At 71.1% G+C, this 16,423-nt stretch carries 15 protein-coding genes and 1 riboswitch; of the genes, 10 read left to right on the top strand and 5 right to left on the bottom strand.

The annotated features are described in order from the left end of the window. Positions 1-75: 75 nt before the first annotated feature. On the bottom strand, positions 76-693 hold the full coding sequence (locus tag ABD844_RS23660; protein WP_344881805.1) for a GNAT family N-acetyltransferase: 618 nt from the start codon (positions 691-693) through the stop codon (positions 76-78). 7 nt (positions 694-700) lie between these two features. Next, a riboswitch (SAM riboswitch) is annotated at positions 701-801 on the bottom strand. Between the two features lie 478 nt (positions 802-1,279). Here ABD844_RS23660 and ABD844_RS23655 point away from each other — a divergent pair. The 7 genes from ABD844_RS23655 (at position 1,280) to ABD844_RS23625 (ending at position 6,903) form a co-directional block, all read left to right on the top strand. Then, positions 1,280-2,773, top strand: a complete 1,494-nt coding sequence (locus tag ABD844_RS23655) for a histidine kinase (RefSeq protein WP_344881803.1) — start codon at positions 1,280-1,282, stop codon at positions 2,771-2,773. A 55-nt stretch (positions 2,774-2,828) separates the two neighbouring features. Next, positions 2,829-3,236: a roadblock/LC7 domain-containing protein gene (locus ABD844_RS23650; RefSeq protein WP_344881800.1), complete on the top strand. Its 408-nt coding sequence runs from the start codon at positions 2,829-2,831 to the stop codon at positions 3,234-3,236. Further along, positions 3,233-3,583 carry a DUF742 domain-containing protein gene (locus ABD844_RS23645; RefSeq protein WP_344881797.1) on the top strand — a complete coding sequence of 117 codons (351 nt, stop codon included), beginning with the start codon at positions 3,233-3,235 and terminating at the stop codon, positions 3,581-3,583. Before ABD844_RS23650 ends, ABD844_RS23645 begins: the two co-directional genes overlap by 4 nt. Continuing rightward, positions 3,564-4,142, top strand: a complete 579-nt coding sequence (locus tag ABD844_RS23640; protein WP_344881794.1) for a GTP-binding protein — start codon at positions 3,564-3,566, stop codon at positions 4,140-4,142. The genes ABD844_RS23645 and ABD844_RS23640 overlap by 20 nt, the downstream gene beginning before the upstream one ends. Further along, complete coding sequence (locus tag ABD844_RS23635) at positions 4,139-5,464, top strand: cytochrome P450 family protein (protein ID WP_344881791.1); 1,326 nt, start codon at positions 4,139-4,141, stop codon at positions 5,462-5,464. Before ABD844_RS23640 ends, ABD844_RS23635 begins: the two co-directional genes overlap by 4 nt. Beyond that, positions 5,368-6,588: a cytochrome P450 family protein gene (locus tag ABD844_RS23630; RefSeq protein WP_344881788.1), complete on the top strand. Its 1,221-nt coding sequence runs from the start codon at positions 5,368-5,370 to the stop codon at positions 6,586-6,588. The genes ABD844_RS23635 and ABD844_RS23630 overlap by 97 nt, the downstream gene beginning before the upstream one ends. Positions 6,589-6,717: 129 nt before the next feature. Continuing rightward, a complete protein-coding gene (locus ABD844_RS23625; protein ID WP_344881785.1) occupies positions 6,718-6,903 on the top strand; it encodes a hypothetical protein in 186 nt (61 codons plus the stop codon). Between the two features lie 170 nt (positions 6,904-7,073). Here the strand turns inward: ABD844_RS23625 and ABD844_RS23620 are convergent, their stop codons facing one another. Next, positions 7,074-7,634 (bottom strand): ArsR/SmtB family transcription factor, encoded by a 561-nt coding sequence (locus tag ABD844_RS23620; RefSeq protein WP_344881782.1) that lies wholly within the window; start codon positions 7,632-7,634, stop codon positions 7,074-7,076. 79 nt (positions 7,635-7,713) lie between these two features. On the opposite strand from ABD844_RS23620, the gene ABD844_RS23615 reads away from it, so the two are divergent. Together ABD844_RS23615 and ABD844_RS23610 are read left to right on the top strand one after the other, a co-directional pair. After that, positions 7,714-9,132, top strand: coding sequence for an alpha/beta hydrolase family protein (locus tag ABD844_RS23615; protein WP_344881779.1), 1,419 nt, complete (start codon positions 7,714-7,716; stop codon positions 9,130-9,132). A gap of 245 nt (positions 9,133-9,377) precedes the next feature. Next, entirely contained in the window at positions 9,378-9,749 is a 372-nt protein-coding gene (locus ABD844_RS23610) for a hypothetical protein (RefSeq protein WP_344881776.1), read from the top strand. A 15-nt stretch (positions 9,750-9,764) separates the two neighbouring features. Here ABD844_RS23610 and ABD844_RS23605 read toward each other — a convergent pair whose 3' ends face one another. From ABD844_RS23605 to ABD844_RS23595, 3 genes are all read right to left on the bottom strand, one after another. Further along, complete coding sequence (locus ABD844_RS23605; RefSeq protein WP_344881773.1) at positions 9,765-12,515, bottom strand: AfsR/SARP family transcriptional regulator; 2,751 nt, start codon at positions 12,513-12,515, stop codon at positions 9,765-9,767. Between the two features lie 231 nt (positions 12,516-12,746). After that, entirely contained in the window at positions 12,747-13,550 is an 804-nt protein-coding gene (locus ABD844_RS23600; RefSeq protein WP_344881770.1) for a GNAT family N-acetyltransferase, read from the bottom strand. 108 nt (positions 13,551-13,658) lie between these two features. After that, positions 13,659-14,012 (bottom strand): hypothetical protein, encoded by a 354-nt coding sequence (locus tag ABD844_RS23595; RefSeq protein ID WP_344881768.1) that lies wholly within the window; start codon positions 14,010-14,012, stop codon positions 13,659-13,661. A gap of 205 nt (positions 14,013-14,217) precedes the next feature. Here ABD844_RS23595 and ABD844_RS23590 point away from each other — a divergent pair, with 205 nt between their 5' ends. Then, on the top strand, positions 14,218-16,344 hold the full coding sequence (locus ABD844_RS23590) for an NB-ARC domain-containing protein (RefSeq protein ID WP_344881766.1): 2,127 nt from the start codon (positions 14,218-14,220) through the stop codon (positions 16,342-16,344). Positions 16,345-16,423 lie beyond the last annotated feature (79 nt).

Here is a 16,423-nt window from a genome sequence, read left to right as displayed (position 1 = left end):
GCGGGTGTAGGCGGGGTGGCGAGCGACGACCCGAACCACGTCAGGGTCAACCACGAGGGCCCCGTCCTCGGGCGGTCACCGGGACGAGGTGTTGGCGAGACGGGCGCGCAAGGCCGCTCTCACCGTGGGCCATTCGGCGTCGGTCACGGCGAACATGGCCGAGTCGCGAAGCAGGCCCTCCTCACCGGGTGCCCACGACACGGACCAGGAACGCAGCACACCCTCGAAGGGGATGCCGAGCCGTTCGAGCGCGCGGCGGCAGCGGAGGTTGCGGGCATCGGTCTTGAGGTCGACGCGGGCGACGCCGAGCGTCTCGAACGCGTACGACATCAGGAGCAGCTTGGCCTCGGCGTTGATCCCGGTGCCCTGCGCCGAGGCGGCCAGCCAGGTGAACCCGATCTCGATCGCCCGCAGACCGGACCGCCCCGGCCAGGTGCGGGGATCCCACAGCGCGGTGCACCCCACCGCCCTGCCGTCGGCGACCCGGATCTGCCCGAACGGGGTCAGCCCATCGCGTGTGAGCTGCGCGGCCACATAGTCGGTCATCCCCTGCGCGCGGGGCACCAGCGTGAAGTCGTAGGACGTCCGATCCTCTTCGGCGGCCTCCGCCAGGTCGGCCACCTGCCGCATCGCCAGCGGCTCCAGCCGCACCAACGCGCCGGCCAGCACAGGAACATCGAGTCGTACGCTCACGGAGGCTCCCTCATCGTTCCTGGCATTGGCACCTTTCCCACGGGCTTTCGCCGGGGGAGGTTGCCGGACCGTCGCAGGGCCAGGTCCCTCGGGTCCTCTGGATGATCGACCGGTCCAAGACCCTGTCAGTCCGGACCGGGTCCCGTCAATCGGTGTTACCCAAACACCAACTGACCGGTTGTTCTCATCGATCTTGACAGTTCGACAAGAGATGACGCCGAGCGCACTGGCGACCTCACTCACGGTTGACTAACGTGACATAGCCGGAATACTGGATCTTCCGTTAGGCCGTCGTTCCAGTGAGACCGAGGATGCCAATGTTGCTTGGCCTTGCCACCCCACGGGCAGAGCCGCACCAGGCGCGCAGCCGTGCCGGCCACGTGGAAGAGCGCGCGGCACGCGGTCCCACCACCCGGCCGCCGCGCGAGAGCGACACGCGCCGCTAGCACAGGCCCTTCGGCGGTCGACATTTTCCCGCCGGCCCTCCGACCCCAGGACTGTCATGCCGCCAGACTCCTTCAGCGTCCCGATAGTGATCGCCTTTGCCGTACTCGTCCTAGCGCTCGCGGGCGGGGTGATCCTCCACATGCGCACACGTCGGCAGCTCGCCCAGCTCCGTGGGCAGCTCGTGCAGGCCCGTCAGGCGCAGGAGCACCTGACCCGCGAGACCAGCGCCAGAAACCAGCGGCTGGTGCAGGCCGAGCGCCAGGCCCATGACGGCGTGAAGGTGATGCACGAGGCGCGCGCCCAGCAGGACCTCGTACGCGCCGAGACCGAACACCTGATCTCGAAGCGCATTCCCGCCCTGCTGTCCCACCTGCGCGCCCCGCACGTGATCGTGCCCGGCGTACAGAACCAGACGTTCGCCGGCACGGACGTCGACCAGCAGCACCGCGCCATCCTCGACGCGTTCGCCCGCGGCGTGCGTGACGAGGGCGAACGCATCGACGAAGCGGCCCAGGCGGTCGTGAGGGGAGCGATGTCCCGTGTCCAGACCCAGGCGCTGCGCGCCCAGGACCTGCTCGCCGACCTGCAACAGCGCTACAGCGGCGACGAACACACGGCACTGCTGCGCGAAGTACTGGGGCTCGACATGTTCAACGAACTGATCATCCGCCGCGTGCAGGTCACCGGCATCGCCTGCGGCGCCACGACCGGCCTGTCGCGTGACGACACCTATCTGGTGGACCTCGTGGTGGGCGCCATCTCCCGGGTGGAGAACTTCGAGCTGCGCATCGAGGGCCCGGCCAACCACCTGCGCCGCCGGATCGGGGTCGCCGCCCGCGCCGCGGAGTCGATCCTGTTCACCACCGCCGAGCTGCTGGCCAACGCGGTCCACCACTCCCACGGCACGCTCAAGGTGACCGTCGCCGTGCACGAGACCAACAACGGCGCCGCCATCGTCATCGACGACGCCGGCGTCGGCCTCAACGAGGAGCAGTACACACGGGCGACCCAGTTGCTCAGCGGCACCCACCCGGTCCGCCTGGTCGACCTGGGCAACCCGCCCCGCACCGGGTGGGCCGCCATCGGCCGCCAGGTCGCGCACTACGGCATGCAGGCCACGGTCAAGAAGAGCGCCTTCGGCGGCGTCCAGGCCGTGCTCAGCATTCCCACCGCCCTGCTGGTGGAGATGCCGGAGCACACCCGGCCGTCGGTGCTGGCGCCCGAGCCGGTCCGCGCCGCCGCGCCGGCCGGCGCCGCGGCCTTCCGGCCGCAGCCCGTGACGGCCTCGCGGTCGGAGCAGGTGCCCCCCTCCGTACGCCCCGACCCCGCACCGGCCTTCCACCAGGAACGTCCGGCCGCGCCCGAACAACGGCGGGCCCCGGCCGAGGACCTGGCGCCGCTGCCGCAACGCCGCCGCCAGTCGCCGGGCGCCGCGTCCGGTTCCTGGCCCGCCAGGAGCTCCGGCGGCTCGGGCGGCTCAGGCGGCTCGGGCGGCTCTGACGACACGGCCCGCAAGATCCTCACCACCCCGGAGGAGGCTCAGAAGCGGTGGGGAGACTTCCAGATCGGAGCCGAAGCGGGTCGTCGTGAGGCGCTCCCGCCCCAGCAGCATGACTTCACTGAAGGGAACTGACTGCTCCATGGACTCTCACAGCGCTTCCGGCCGTGTTCAGACCAAGGGTCGTCCGTTGGCCCTCGACGTGTCCTGGGTCCTGTCGCCCCTGCTGGCCCTGCCCGGTGTCGCCCGTGGGGTGGTGCTGAGCCGTGACGGGCTCATCCTCGGCGGCTCGGCCGACCTGACCGTCGAGGCCGGCGAGCGCTCCGCCGCAATGACGAGCTCTGTGCTGGGGGCCGCCCGCGCCCTGTGCGACGGCCTCAGCGACGGTGTGGACGGCGAGGTGGTGGACATCGTCATCTCCGCGGGCAGTGGCTACTACTACATCGCCCCGGCCGGTGACCGCGCCGCCCTCGTGGTCGCGGCGACCGGGGCGGTCAACATCGGCTCGCTCGCCTACGAGGTGCAGCTCCAGGTGCAGAAGCTGATCAAGGCTCTCGACGAGGCCAGTGCGGCCAGGGTCCCGGGCGCCCGGGCATGATGTCCGGGCGGGAGCGGCGGCGGGTCGTCCCTGACTACATGGCCGCCGCGAGGGTGACCGTGCCCGAGCACATCAACGTCGAGCGCACGACCCTGGTCTACATCGCGCCCGACGCCGCCACCAACGGGCTGGACCCGCCGGCGTCGCATCTGCTGGCCCTGCTGCAGGACGGGCCGTTATCGGTGTACGAATGCGCCGCGCACCTGGGCCTGCCGTACTGCGTGGTCCGGTTACTGGTCGCCGGGCTGGTCGGCGGCGGGACGTTGTTGACCCGCGATCCGCCGGTCGTCGACATGCCCGACATTGAGATCTTGGAGTTGGTGCTCAGTGGCCTCCGCGCACTCTGACAGCCGCATCAGTGCCGATCACATCCCGGTCAAGTTGGTCATCGCCGGGCCGTTCGGCGTGGGCAAGACGACCATCGTGGACGCGCTCTCGGAGATCCGGCCACTCAACACCGAAGAGGTGCTCACCCAGGCGGGCACGCTGGTCGACGACCTCACCGGCGTGAACGAGAAGACGACCACGACCACCGCCATCGACTTCGGCCGTCTCACCCTGCCCGGCGTGGTGCTCTACCTGTTCGGGGCGCCGGGACAGACCCGGTTCCAGGTGTTGTGGAACGAGTTGGTCCGCGGCGCGCTGGGGGTGCTGGTGCTGGCCGACACCCGCCGCATCGACGACAGCTTCGCCGTCCTCGACCTGGTGGAGAGCGCCGGCATCCGCTACGCGGTGGCCGTCAACCACTTCCCCGACTCCCCGGACTATCCGCCGGACGTCCTGCGCAAGGCGCTCGACCTGGACCTGCGCACGCCGCTGGTGGTGTGCGACGCCCGAGACCCCGCCTCCGCCCGCGCCGCGCTGATCGCGCTGGTGGAGCACATCAGAGAACTGGTGCTGTCATGACCCTGCGCTACCTGCCCGACGCCGGGCGCCTGTACGGAGCCGAGTACGCGAGGGACCCGCAGGCGATCTACGAGACACTGCGCCGGCGGCACGGCGCGGTCGCGCCCGTGGAGATCGCTCCCGGCATCGAGGCCCACCTGGTGATCGGCTACCAGGCCGCCGTGGACGTGCTCACCAACGCCGGCGGCGTGTGGAGCAAGAACCCCAGCGCCTGGCAGGTCCGCCTCCCCGACACCCCCGAGGCCGCGGGGATGATCGGGATGCTCGGCCACCGCCCGAACGCGCTGTTCTCCGACGGGGCCGACCACGCCCGCTACCGCAAGGCGATCTCCGACTGCTTCCAGCTGATCCAGCCGCACAAGCTGCGCCAACTGGTGACCGAGGTGACGGACTCGCTCATCAGCCGGTTCGCCGCGGAGGGCGAGGCCGACCTGGTCGCCGACTTCGCCCGGCTCATTCCCGCCCGCATCTTCAACCTGCTCTTCGGGCGCCCCGACGCCGACAGCGCCGGCCTGACCGAGGCCCTGGCGGACCTGATGGAGGCCGACGGCGAGAGGGGCGCGCGGGGGAGCGAGGCGTTCGGCCGCTACATCGGCGAGCTGATCCAGGGCAAGTACGCCGAGCGCGGGGACGACCTGACCTCCTGGTTCATCGACCATCCTGCCGCGCTGCAGCCCGAGGAGCTGGTCCAGACCATCGTGCTCGTGGTGGCCGCCAGCTACGAGCCCACGGCCAACCTGATCTCCAACACCATCTCCCGGATGGTCAGCGACGACCGCTACTACAGCTCGCTCACCAACGGCGCGCTCAGCACGTACGACGCCCTGATGGAAGCCCTGCGCGCCGAGCCGGCCATGTCCAACTACGGCCCGTACTTCGTGCGCCAGCCCGTGCACTTCCACGGCACCTGGATCCAGCCGGCCGAGCTGGTCCTCGTCTCCTACGCCGCGGCCAACACCGAGCCGACCGACGTGCCCGACGAGCTGCGTTCCGACAGTGGTGCGTACCTGGGCTTCGGTGCGGGGGCGCACCGCTGCCCGGCCAGCGACCCGGCGGTGCTCATCGCCATGACCGCGATCGAGCGCCTGACCTCTCATCTTTGCGACCTCGAACTGACCGTGCCGCGCGACGAACTGGTGTGGCGGCCCGGCCCGTTCCACCGTGCGCTGGCTCACCTGCCGGTGCGATTCACCCCCATCCGCCCCGATCAGCCAGGAGATTCCCCTTGGGCAGTACAGCCCCCGTCGTCCTCGACCCCTTCGGAGCCGATCTCGCCGGCGAGGTCCGCCGGCTACGCGACCTCGGCCCCCTGGTCCTCGTAGAACTTCCAGGAGGCATCCCGGCCTGGGCCGTCACCCGGCACGACCTGCTCAAGCAGCTCATCCTCGATCCGCTGGTGAGCAAGGACAAACGGCACTGGCGGCTGCTGCCGCAGGCGGTCGCCGAGCCGAGTTGGACCTGGATCCTGACCTGGATCGGGGTGTCCAACATGCTCAGCGCCTATGGCGACGAGCACCGGCGGCTGCGCAAGCTGATCGCCCCCAGCTTCACCGCGCGCCGTACGAAGGCCATGCAGCCCATCATCGAGGAGCTCGTCTCCGAGCTGCTGGACGCCATGGCCGCGCTGCCGCCGGGCCAGGTCGTCGACCTGCGCAGCGCGTACGCCCATCCGCTGCCGATGCGGGTGATCTGCGAGCTGTTCGGTGTCCCCGCGCACATGCAGGCGGAGATGGCCCAGATCATGGAGGCCATCATGGACACCACGGCCACCCCTGAGCAGGCGGCGGCCACGGCGGTCCAGATCGGCACCGTACTGCCGGCCCTGGTCGCCTACAAGCGCGACAACCCGGGCGACGACCTGACCACCGAGCTGATCAACGTCCGTGACAGCGGCGACTCGCTCAGCGACGACGAGCTGCGCGACACCCTGCTGCTCCTCATCGCCGCCGGGCACGAGACCACCGTCAACCTGATCGGCAACGCCGTGCACGCCCTGCTCACCCATCCGGACCACCTCCGGAGCGTCCTGGCGGGCGAGATCTCCTGGGAGGCGGTGGTCGAGGAGACGCTGCGCTGGGCGCCGTCGATCGCCAACCTGCCGCTGCGCTTCGCCATCGAGCCGATCGAGATCGGCGGTGTGCGGATCGAGGCGGGCGACGCGATCATCACCAGCTACCTGGCGGCCGGTCACGACCCCGACCAGCACGGCCCGGAGGCCGACCGGTTCGACCCGACGCAGGATCACGAGGAGCACCTGGCCTTCGGCGTCGGCGTGCACCGCTGCATCGGGGCTCCGCTCGCCCGCCAGGAGGCGCTCACCGCCCTGCCCGCGCTGTTCGCCCGGTTCCCTGACCTCCGGCCGGCGGGGGAGGACGCGGAGCCGACGCACGTCCCGTCCTTCATCGCGCACGGCTGGAACCCCCTGCCGATCCTCCTGCACCGCTGACGCGCGGACGGCACGGACGCGCCCGCATGGCGTGCACCTCGTGCCACCGGACGGCCCGAACGCGACCCACCTTTCTCATGGCGGAAGGGGGGTCGCAAGGGCGAGAGTTGCCGAGACTGATCAAGTCACTTGATATGCCTCACCGATCACCCGGCCGCGCCCGCCCTGCCCGCCCAGGCGGCGGCCTGGCGGGCCATGGGTATCTACGGCAGCAAGACCGCGTGCGTGGACGCCGGTCAGCAGTACGTACGCGAGAACTTCAACGCGTACAAGTGCACCGTCGAGCCCACCGGTTACCGGCTCTGGCTCCAGTAGGCGCCACCTCCGGCCCCCGGCCCTGCCGGGGACCGGAGGCGCGTACGTACGTGCTGCTGCCGACTGCCACTGGCGAATGGGCGACCAGGTGTCGTCGGGACCGTTGACCCGAGCACTACGTCAAGATCTCTGTCGCACGCCAGGCCCGAACCGGCTGATTCCCGGGGCTCTCACTCGTCCGCGGGCAGGGTGAAGAGGCGGATGTAGACGGGGCGGGCGTCCGGCGGGGCCTCGGTGACGGGGCGGCTGTAGCGCAGGAGCAGGGCGATGTACTCGTTGTAGAAGGCGTCGAGGTCGTCCTTGGTGACGCGGGCCAGCCCGCGCGAGCCTCGCGCCCAGCCGGGGTCGGCCCGGTAGGCGGCGGGGAAGCGCTCGAACAGGACGCGGTCCTCCTCGTAGCCGACCCGGTGAAACTCCTCCAGCACCGCCCGGTCCTCGGGCGCCACCTCGTCGGGGGTCGGCAGGCGCATGTCGCGGGGGATCGCGGCGCGGCGCCACCAGCGTTCGCGTCCCGTCGAGCGCTCGGGGATCTCCTCGATGAAGCCGTACTTCTCGAGTTGGCGCAGGTGGTAGCTGGTCGTGCCGGTCTTCGCGCCGAGCAGTTCGCCGAGGGTGGTGGAGGTGGCGGGGCCGTGCACGTTGAGGTGAGTGAGCATCCGGCGGCGCATCGGGTGGGCCAGGGCCTTGAGCCGGTCCGGGTCGTCGAGCACGAACGGCTCGTCATCCTTCATGACGATCAGGCTAGTCCTTCAGGACCATATCTGCAGACATCTCTTTGCCGATATTTCTCTGCAGAGTAGTCTCGGCAACGTGAAGAGAATCCTCGCGGCCGTCGCCGCCGCGTTAATCCTGTTCGCGGGCCCCGCCTCCGCCTCCGTGCCGTCCAGCGCACCGCCCGCCCTCTCGGGCGACCTGACCTCGGCAGAGGTGAGTTTCCGCGGCAGCGGAAACCTGCTGCTGCACGGCAGCGTGATCAGCCCGGCCGGAGCCGAGGACGAGCGCGCCGGAGTCGTGCTGGTGCACGGCGCGGGCACCGGAACGTCACGGGAGAAGCTGCTGGGCGAGGCCGTGGCCTTCGCGCGGCAGGGCATGTCGGTGCTCATCTACGACAAGCGGTCCGAGGGCTACTCCACGTTCAAACGGTCGTACGCGCAGCTCGCCGACGACGCTCTGGGCGCCGTCGAGACGCTGCGGCGACAGCCGGGGGTCGATCCCGGCAAGGTCGGCATCTGGGGGCTCAGCGAGGGAGGATGGGTGGCGCCGATCGCCGCCTCCCGATCCAGCCACATCTCCTTCGTCATCCTCGTCGGCGCCAACGCCGTTGACCCGCTGCGGCAGCAGTCGTGGGCGGTGGCTGCGGGGCTGCGGAAGGCTGGCGTCAGCGGGTCGCTGGTGGACCGGGCCGAGCCCACGCTGTACCGGGTGATCGCGGACGGCGGGATGTTCCCCGAGCCGTACCACGACTCCGAGTCGATCCTCGCGCAGGTGCGTCAGCCCGTGCTCTCGATCTGGGGCGTGCACGACCTGCTGACACCGCCCAGGGAGACGCCCCCGATCATGGCCAGGGCGCTTGAGGCGGGCGGGAACCGCCAGTACACGTTCCAGTTCTTCGCCGAGGCCGACCACGCCGCCCACCAGACGCCCGACGACGGCGTCACCCGGCTGCCCGAGCTGGCCCCCGGGTACGCGGAGCTGGTCGGGACGTGGGTGGGCCAGGCGACCTCGGGGCAGGCTCCCGTGGCCCAAGTCTCGGGCCCTGAGCCGGTGCAGGCCGACGACTCCGTGGAGGTGCCGCCCACCGCGTGGTGGGAGTCGGCGGGGGTGCAGCTCGCGGCGGTGGTGCTGTTGCTGGTGGCGTTCGGGGCGTATCCCGTGGTGGCCCTGGTCCGGCGGGTCAGGCGTACCAGGGTGGAGGTGGCGCCGTTGAGGGCTGCCCGGTTGGTCAGCGCCGGCGGGCTCACGGTGTTGCTGGGCGGGTTCGCGTACCTGTTCTATGTGATCATGACGGGCGTGAAGCTGGCCGCCCCCGGGCCGTTGCTGGCGGGCAGGCCGGTCGTCTGGCTCCTGCTCCAGGCCGTCGCGATCATCACCGCCGTGGCCACCCTCGTCACGGCGGGGCGGCTGCGGCGGGTCGCCACCCGTGGCGAGCAGGCACGGCTTGGACTCCTGGTCGCGGGCGGCGTGGCGTTCGTGCCGTGGGCCCTGTACTGGGGCCTGCTGCTCCCCTGAGCCGTCGCCCACCCACGACACGCATCGACCGGCCGGACCGAGAACGACGTCCGAGGGCCTGACCCGCAAGCCCCCAAGCCCGTCGGACGGCAAGCTGCCACTATGCGGCAGCACCCCAGGTCAGGTGGCTTGGATCGTCGAAGCAGCCCCGCAATCCTCTGCTGGACCTCGGCGAGCGCGCTGGGCCGCTAGGCTTCCTCCTCCGCGTTCGGGATGCCAGGCTCACTGTCAGGGAGTGGTCCGAGATGAAAGCGCCCAACGACAGACGTCATATGCGCGTCCTGCCGCTGTCGGAACAACAGCGCCGCCTGGAACGGGCGCATCAGGGTGCCCGGATGGCGCGCCTCGTTACCGGCCTGGCAGCAGCAGCCTTCGGGTTGTTCGCGATGCTTGCCAGTTTCATGCCGACCAACTACAACTGGGATTCGGCGATGCCGGATTACAGTGACACCGACATGGTGTTTCTCGCGACGTGGGCATCCGGCGGTTCCGTCTTGCTGATTGCTTTCGCGGCCGGTCTCCTCTGGAGGAGCAGAGTCATGATCGCCATTCTGGCTCTTCTCCTCTCCGTAGACCTGTATAGATTCAGCTCCCTCGTTCCGCATTATCAGGGGTGACAGGCCCGCGCGGGCTCACAGGACGTTCATGATCGGGCCGGGGGTGTCGGGTACGGCCTGGGACAGGTGGTGGTCCACCTCGTCCTGGGTCAGCAGTCCGACGTCGCGCAGGATGTCGAGCGAGCGTCGCCAGCACGTCCACGCCTCGTTGTCCCGGCCCAGGTCGTGGTAGGTCTGGCCGAGGCCCCACAGGGACGTGGCCGTCCCGAGGTGGTAGTCGGCTTCCTGCTGGAGCGTGACGGCCGTCCGGTAGGCGGACTCGGCCTCGTCGAGCTGCCCCGCCCTGCGGTGGGCGTCCGCCAGCGCGTCAAAGGTGATCCCCTCCCTGAACGGGTTGTCCAACTCGGCCCACAGGGCCAAGCTGGCCTGCGCCGTCGCGATCGCGTCGGCCAGTCGGCCCAGCTTGCCGTAGATCACCGCACGGTTGCAGAGGAAGATGGCCTGGAAGTCCGGTAGCGCGGCGGCTTCGGCGAGGGCCCGGCCGTTCTCCATGGCGGCGAGCGCCTCGTCGTGCCGCTCCAACTGGGCGTAGGTGATGCCGAGGCCGTTGTAGACCGACATCATGCGCCGCGGCCGGTCGGCCCGTTTCCAGAAGATGAGTGCCTGCTCGTGATGTTCGGCCGAGATGGAGAACTGGCCCATGGCCATGTAGCGATCGCCGAGGAGGTGGTGCTCCAGCCCTTGGGCGGCGAAGTCGCCGGACGCGACGGCGATCTCGAGGACGCGGGTGTGCAGGTCGATCAATTCCCGGTTCAGGCACAGCGTGACAAAGGGCCAGTTGAGAGCACAGGCCAGACCGATCGCGGTCACCGGATCATCGCGGACGGCCGCGGCCTGATGGGCGGCGGCGAGAAGGTTGTCGCGCTCCTGGTCCGTCCAGACGCGGGCCTCCTGGGCGGTGGCGAGCGCGACTCCGGGGCGCTCGCCGTCGTGGTCGGCCAGGGCCTGCGCCGACGAGGGGTCGAGCAGGAGGCTGGCGGTCTTGGCGGTGGACAGGTAGTGGTGGAGCGTGCGTCGGACGGCCGCGCGGCGTTCGTCTTCCGGGCAGTCGAGGGTGGCCTGCTCGCGGGCGTAGAGGTGGACGAGGTCGTGCGTCCGATAGCGGCCGAGACCGGCCGATTCCAGGAGACGGGCGTCCAGCAGACGGTCCAGGGCGGCTTCGGCCCGGTGATCGGGCCAGTCGGCCAGGGCGGCGGCGGCTGCCGGGGTGTGGGTGGGCGTGTCGAGCAGCCCGAGGAGCGTGAACAGGTGGGAAGCGTCGCGCCCGGTGGGTTCTTCCCGCAGGTGGTGGTGGCTGACGGCGATGGCGGTACGGACGGCCAGGTCGGCATATTGCAGGACGTCCAGACGGCCGGTGGCGACCGCGAGTCTTCCCGCGAGGTAGGTGAGGGTCCAATCGGGGCGTGCGGCCAGCCGGGCGGCCGCGATGCGCAGGGCGAGCGGCAGGCCGCCGCAAAGTGTGACGATCTGGTCGGCGGCCGTCGGTTCGGCGTGGACGCGTTCTGGGCCGGTGACGCGGGCCAGCAGCGCGGTGGCGTCGCGGTGGTCGAGGCCGGTCAGGTGGCGGTGTTCGGCGCCGTTCAGCAGGGCCAGGGGCTGGCGGCTGGTGACGATGACGGCGCAGGTGGGTCCGGCGGGGATGAGCGGGCGGACCTGGCCGGCGTCCTGGGCGTTGTCGAGCAGGATCAGCAGGGTACGGGTGGCGGTGAGGGAACGATAGCGGGCGGTCGCCTCCTCCATGGTGGCGGGAACGGCGGCGTCGTCGACGCCCAGCGACCGCAGCAGTCGGCCGAGCACCTGGATCGGAGCCGTCGGCGGGATGCCCGCCGACGCACCGTGCAGGTCGACGTAGAGCACGCCGTCGGGGAACCGGTCGGCGACCGCGTGCGCGGCGTGGATCGCCAGGGCGGACTTGCCGATGCCGCCGGGGCCGTCGATCGCGGCGATCGCCGGCGAGCCCGGCGCGGTGTCGGCGAGCACCTGGTTGAGCCAGGCGAGTTCGGCAGAGCGCGCGGTGAAGGCGGGTGTGTCGGGCGGCAGCTCGGCGGGGATCACGCGCTCGGCGGAGGCGAAGCCAGGACCGGTGGCCAGGTCGAGCGCGGGATCCCCGGCCAGCACCGCGCGCTGCAAGCGGTCCAGCGCGACTCCCGGTTCGATGCCCAGTTCGTCCGCCATGACGCGGCGCGTCTCCTGGTAGACCTCCAGCGCTTCGGCGGGCCGGGCCGCGCGGTACAGCGCCAGCATCAACTGCGCCCGCGGGCGTTCCCGCAGGGGGTGGGCCTCCACGTGCGCGGTCAGCTCACCCAGCACGACATGGTGGTCACCGGCGGACAGGCGCAGGTCGACGAGGTCCTCCAGCGTTGCGAGGCGTTCCTGCTCCAGCCGGGCCGCCTCGATCTGCGCCCACGTCTCGCTTCTGCCCTGCAGCGCATCCCCGCGCCATAACGCCAGCGCCCGCTCGCGCAGGCCGATCGCGGTGGTGGGATCCCGGGTGGCGCGCGCCCGCCGGACCAGTTGGGCGAACCGGTGCGCGTCCACGCTCTCCGACGGCAGGTCAAGCCGGTACCCGCCGGGCACCGTGGCGATGACCCTGCCCGGTAGCGTCTCCCGCAGTTTTGAGACCACGATGTGGAGCTGCTTGTCCACGGTGGACACCGAACTGTCGCCCCACACGTCGGCCACCAACCGCTCGGAGGAGACCGTCTGCCCGACGCTCAGCGCCAGCCGGGCCAGTACGCCCAACCGCCGCGCTCCCGCCAGCCTCACCGTGGCACCGTCTACCGTGACCTCAACCGGTCCCAAGATCTTGATCTCGACGCCCACCGCGAGCGCGCTCCCATTCTCTTGTCCTGCGGAGGTGCAGGAGTCTAACGAACTCGCCCGCCGAGAAGTCCCGGTTTGCCGTGAACCCCCAGAGCTCCCTGCGGCTTTCCTCGGGGACGCTCGCCACGTCGTACGGGATGAAGCCGCTGGTCAATGCGTCGCCTGGCGCGGCGCTCAAGCTCGTCGAGCGCGCACCCAATCGCGGTTCTCGCGTACGACGGTGAACCCGGCCGATCGATAGAGCGCCACCGCGGCCTCGTTCGTGGACGGTGTCACGACGGCGACCGCGCTCGCACCCCGATCGGCGAGAGCCGCGCACGCGCCCAGCACCGCATCGCGCCCGTAGCCGCGCCCGCGATGGTCGGGATGGGCGCCGACCGGTTCGAGCAGCCCGCACCTGCCCACGCCCGCGAACCATCCGGTCGCGGCGGCCGCGGGCTCCCCGGCGGGCGTGCGGACGAGCGCCTCCACGGCCAGCTCGCCCGCCGGCGACCGCTTCATCGTGTGCCAGCGCTCGACGGTGAACGTGGATCCCGCGAAGGCGGACCGCTGCACCAGCACCCGGTCGGCCGCGCCGGCAGGCCCGACCGGCTCGGCGCGGCTCGACACCGGGCGCGGGGCCCACGACATGACGAGCCAGGACTCCTCCCGCTCGGGCTCCCACCCGGGCACCGGCAGACCGTCGGACCGGTCGTTGCCGGGCTGGAGCAGCTCTTCGGCGTCGGCCGCGAGCGCCCCGAGATCGGCGCCGGGTGCGGCGGTCACGCGCAGCACGGGCCCGTCGAGGAAGCCGACTGCCACCGGCGCCGCATCATCGACCCAAAGAAAGACGGCCGCGTCGTCGAACCGTAGCTGCCACCCCACGTCTCCGGGATGAAGGCCGCCGCCCGGGGCGTCGACGGGCGTCCAGTCGCACAGCGCGCGCAACGCCGGGCCGGTCTCGGCAGGGGCCAGGCAGCGCCGCGTGAGCGAGGACATGGACGGCAGATTAGCCAGCCCGCCGCGGTGGTCTCAAAGGCTTTACCCGGCTGTCGAACCGCTCGACCGCCTCCGCACCGAGTATGGACCGCACCGCCACACTGTGGGCTATGGGTTGCCGAGGTTGATGGAGCCGAAGACGTCGCCCGTCTGGAGCACCGGGCCGGTGATGCGGGCGTCGCCGCTGATGGTGTTCGACACGTCGTGCTTGCTCTGGACGAGGCGAGCGGACTCGGCACTCCAGCGCCGGAGCTCCTCCGCGAATGCGGGGTCATCCGTGGCGTAGTTCGCAATGATTTGCGCGGTCTCTTCCACAGGCCGCGTTTCTGCGCGTTCGATGGCGGCGGTGACGGTGTCGTCGTCGCCGAAGCGGCGGCGGACGAGCGTGGTCAGGGAGGTCCAGGCGCCCTTGCCGGCCTCGCCCGCGGCGCCGCCGATTATCGCGGAGATGACCGCTGCCAACGTGGGAACGATACTGGGGTCCAATCCGCGCCTCCCAGGCGAAGAGGTTTCCCTTAGCGTAGGTCGCGCTCGTGGGAGGCGTGCCATGATTGATGCGATTTGCTGATTGGATATGGCTCGCGACAGGTGACCATCTCATTGATAAGGATAAATTCCCCTAAACGTGGATAAAGGTGGAAGTTAGGGGATCGGGTGAGGGTGGTTCATGGATGAGGGGGATCCGGGGAACGGTCCCGGCGACGACGAGACGCATCGCGCCCCGCTGCGTAACGAGGTGTCCGGGCAGGTCGACGGCCCCGTGATACAGGCCGCGAGCATCGGCTCGGTCAACATCGGCGCCCCGCCTCCGTCGCCCGTCCGCGTTCCCCGTCAACTGCCCGCCATACCGCGCGGCTTCGTCAACAGGGTCAGTGAGCTGGCGCTGCTCGACAGCGTTCTGCACGAGGGGCCCGCGGTCGCGGTGATCAGCGGGATGAAGGGCGTCGGGAAGAGCGCGGTCAGTCACCAGTGGGCGCATCGGGCGCGCGAACGGTTCAGCGACGGCCAGCTGTACGTCGACTTCAACGCGCTGCGGCAGCACGGTGGCGCGGAGATCAGCGGAGTGCTGGCGGGTTTCCTGCGCGCGCTCGGCGTGCACGAGTCGTGGATCCCGGCCGAGCTGGCGGAGCGGGCGGGCATGTTCCGTTCCCTGACGGCGGACCTGCGGCTGCTGGTGCTCGCGGACAACGTCGAGCACGCCGCGGAGGTGACGCCGCTGTGCCCCGCCTCCGCCGGCAGCGCGGTGGTCGTGACCAGCCACCGCCAGCTCGGCGAGCTGCTCGTCGCCGGGGCCAGGCCGGTCAGGTTGGCGCCGCTGGAGGCGGAGCAGGGAGTGTCGCTGCTGGCCCGCATGCTGGGTGACGACCGCGTGGCGGCCGAGCCCCAGTGGGCCGGCGAGCTGGTGCGGCTGTGCGGCGGCCTGCCGATCGCGCTGCGGGTGGCGGGAGCGCGGCTGGCGCAGCGTCCCGCCTGGACGATCGCCCGGCTGGTCGGTGAGCTGACCGACGCCGAGCAGCGTCTCGACCGCCTGACGTCGGAGGGCAGGGCCAGGGTGGAGGCGGTGTTCCAGTCGGCGTACGAAGGGCTGCCTGAGACGGCGGCCCGGCTCTACCGCCTGCTGGGTGCGATCCCGGTCGCGGACTTCGGGCTCGGCACGGTCCGGGCCGTCCTGGCTCACCAGCCGGAAGAGGCGCTCGACCTGCTCCTCGACGCCAACCTCGTGGAGGAGGCCGAGGAGGGCCGGTATCGCTTCCACGATCTCGTCCGGCTGCACGCGGCTCGGTGCGGGCAGAGACAGGAGCCCGCGCGGGAGCGGGAGGCGGCGCTGCGACGGGTGGCGGAGTGGTACGTCGGACAGGTGGCCGCCGCCGATGCCGCGATGGGGCGGCGCCTGCGCCTGGCCGACCACGGGGCGCGGCTTTCGGCGGTGGGGCAGCCGTTCGGCACCCGTGGTGAGGCCGTCGAGTGGCTGGAGGCGGAGCGGACCAACGTGCTCGCCGTCGTACGCGCGGCGGCGGCCCGCGAGTGGGACGACCTCGTCTGGCAGGTCGCCGAGGCGCTGTGGCCGCTGCACCACGACCGCGGCCACTACGCGGACTGGCTGGAGGTCAACCGGCTGGGAGTGGAGGCGGCACTGCGCCTCGGCGCGCTCGCCGTGGAGGCCCGGATGCGGAACCAGTTGGCCCGCGCTCACGTGGAGCTCGGGGCGTACGAGCAGGCGGACGAGGAGCTGCGCCGCGCGTGGCAGGCGGCTCTCGACTCGGGCGAGCGCCGGATGGAGGCGGTGGTCCTGGAGTCGTTCGGGCGCGCGGCCCTGGCGCAGGGAGAGCCGGGCAGGGCCGTCGAGCGCTTCGCCGCGGCGCTGGCCATTCACCAGGAGGCCGGAAACCAGCGCGGGGTGGGCCTGCAGAGCTACCACATCGGTCTGGCGAACAATCGGGAGGGCCGCTACGGCGAGGCGCTCGCGGCCTTCGAACGCGCGCAGTCCTTGCTCCCCTCCCACGACAGCGCCGGCCAGGGCCGCATCCAGCTCGGCATGAGCGAGGCCCATCGCGCGCTCGGCGACCACGCGCGGGCGGTGCGATCGGCGGAGACGGCCGCGGCCCTCCTGGGCGAGGGCGACGCGCCGGTGCGCGAACTGCAGGCGTGGGAGCTGCTCGCCGAACTGGCCGACGACGCCGGCGACCGCGAACGGGCCAAGGCCCATCTGGGGCGGGCCGTCGCGATCTGCCTGGCCACGGGCAACGTGCCCAAGGCTGACGCGCTACGCGCGCGCCTGGCCGCCATCGGCTGAGCCGCCAGGCGGTTCCGAGCCCGGGGCGACCTCAAAAGGACCGGAGGTGGCCCCAAAAGGGCCGCGGGTGTTCTCAAAA

Origin of the sequence: Nonomuraea antimicrobica (assembly GCF_039536965.1) — a bacterium.
GTDB classification, from domain to species: Bacteria; Actinomycetota; Actinomycetes; order Streptosporangiales; family Streptosporangiaceae; genus Nonomuraea; species Nonomuraea antimicrobica.
Note: the sequence above shows the minus strand (reverse complement) of the source record. Positions and strands in the feature narration are given on the sequence as shown.

Excerpts from the sequence above, each read along its gene's own strand:
- ABD844_RS23600 (WP_344881770.1), bottom strand. The coding sequence starts at position 13,550 with ATGTCCTCGCTCACGCGGCGCTGCCTGGCCCCTGCCGAGACCGGCCCG.
- ABD844_RS23655 (WP_344881803.1), top strand. The coding sequence starts at position 1,280 with ATGCGCACACGTCGGCAGCTCGCCCAGCTCCGTGGGCAGCTCGTGCAG.
- ABD844_RS23610 (WP_344881776.1), top strand. The coding sequence starts at position 9,378 with ATGAAAGCGCCCAACGACAGACGTCATATGCGCGTCCTGCCGCTGTCG.
- ABD844_RS23645 (WP_344881797.1), top strand. The coding sequence starts at position 3,233 with ATGATGTCCGGGCGGGAGCGGCGGCGGGTCGTCCCTGACTACATGGCC.
- ABD844_RS23620 (WP_344881782.1), bottom strand. The coding sequence starts at position 7,634 with ATGAAGGATGACGAGCCGTTCGTGCTCGACGACCCGGACCGGCTCAAG.
- ABD844_RS23590 (WP_344881766.1), top strand. The coding sequence starts at position 14,218 with ATGGATGAGGGGGATCCGGGGAACGGTCCCGGCGACGACGAGACGCAT.
- ABD844_RS23635 (WP_344881791.1), top strand. The coding sequence starts at position 4,139 with ATGACCCTGCGCTACCTGCCCGACGCCGGGCGCCTGTACGGAGCCGAG.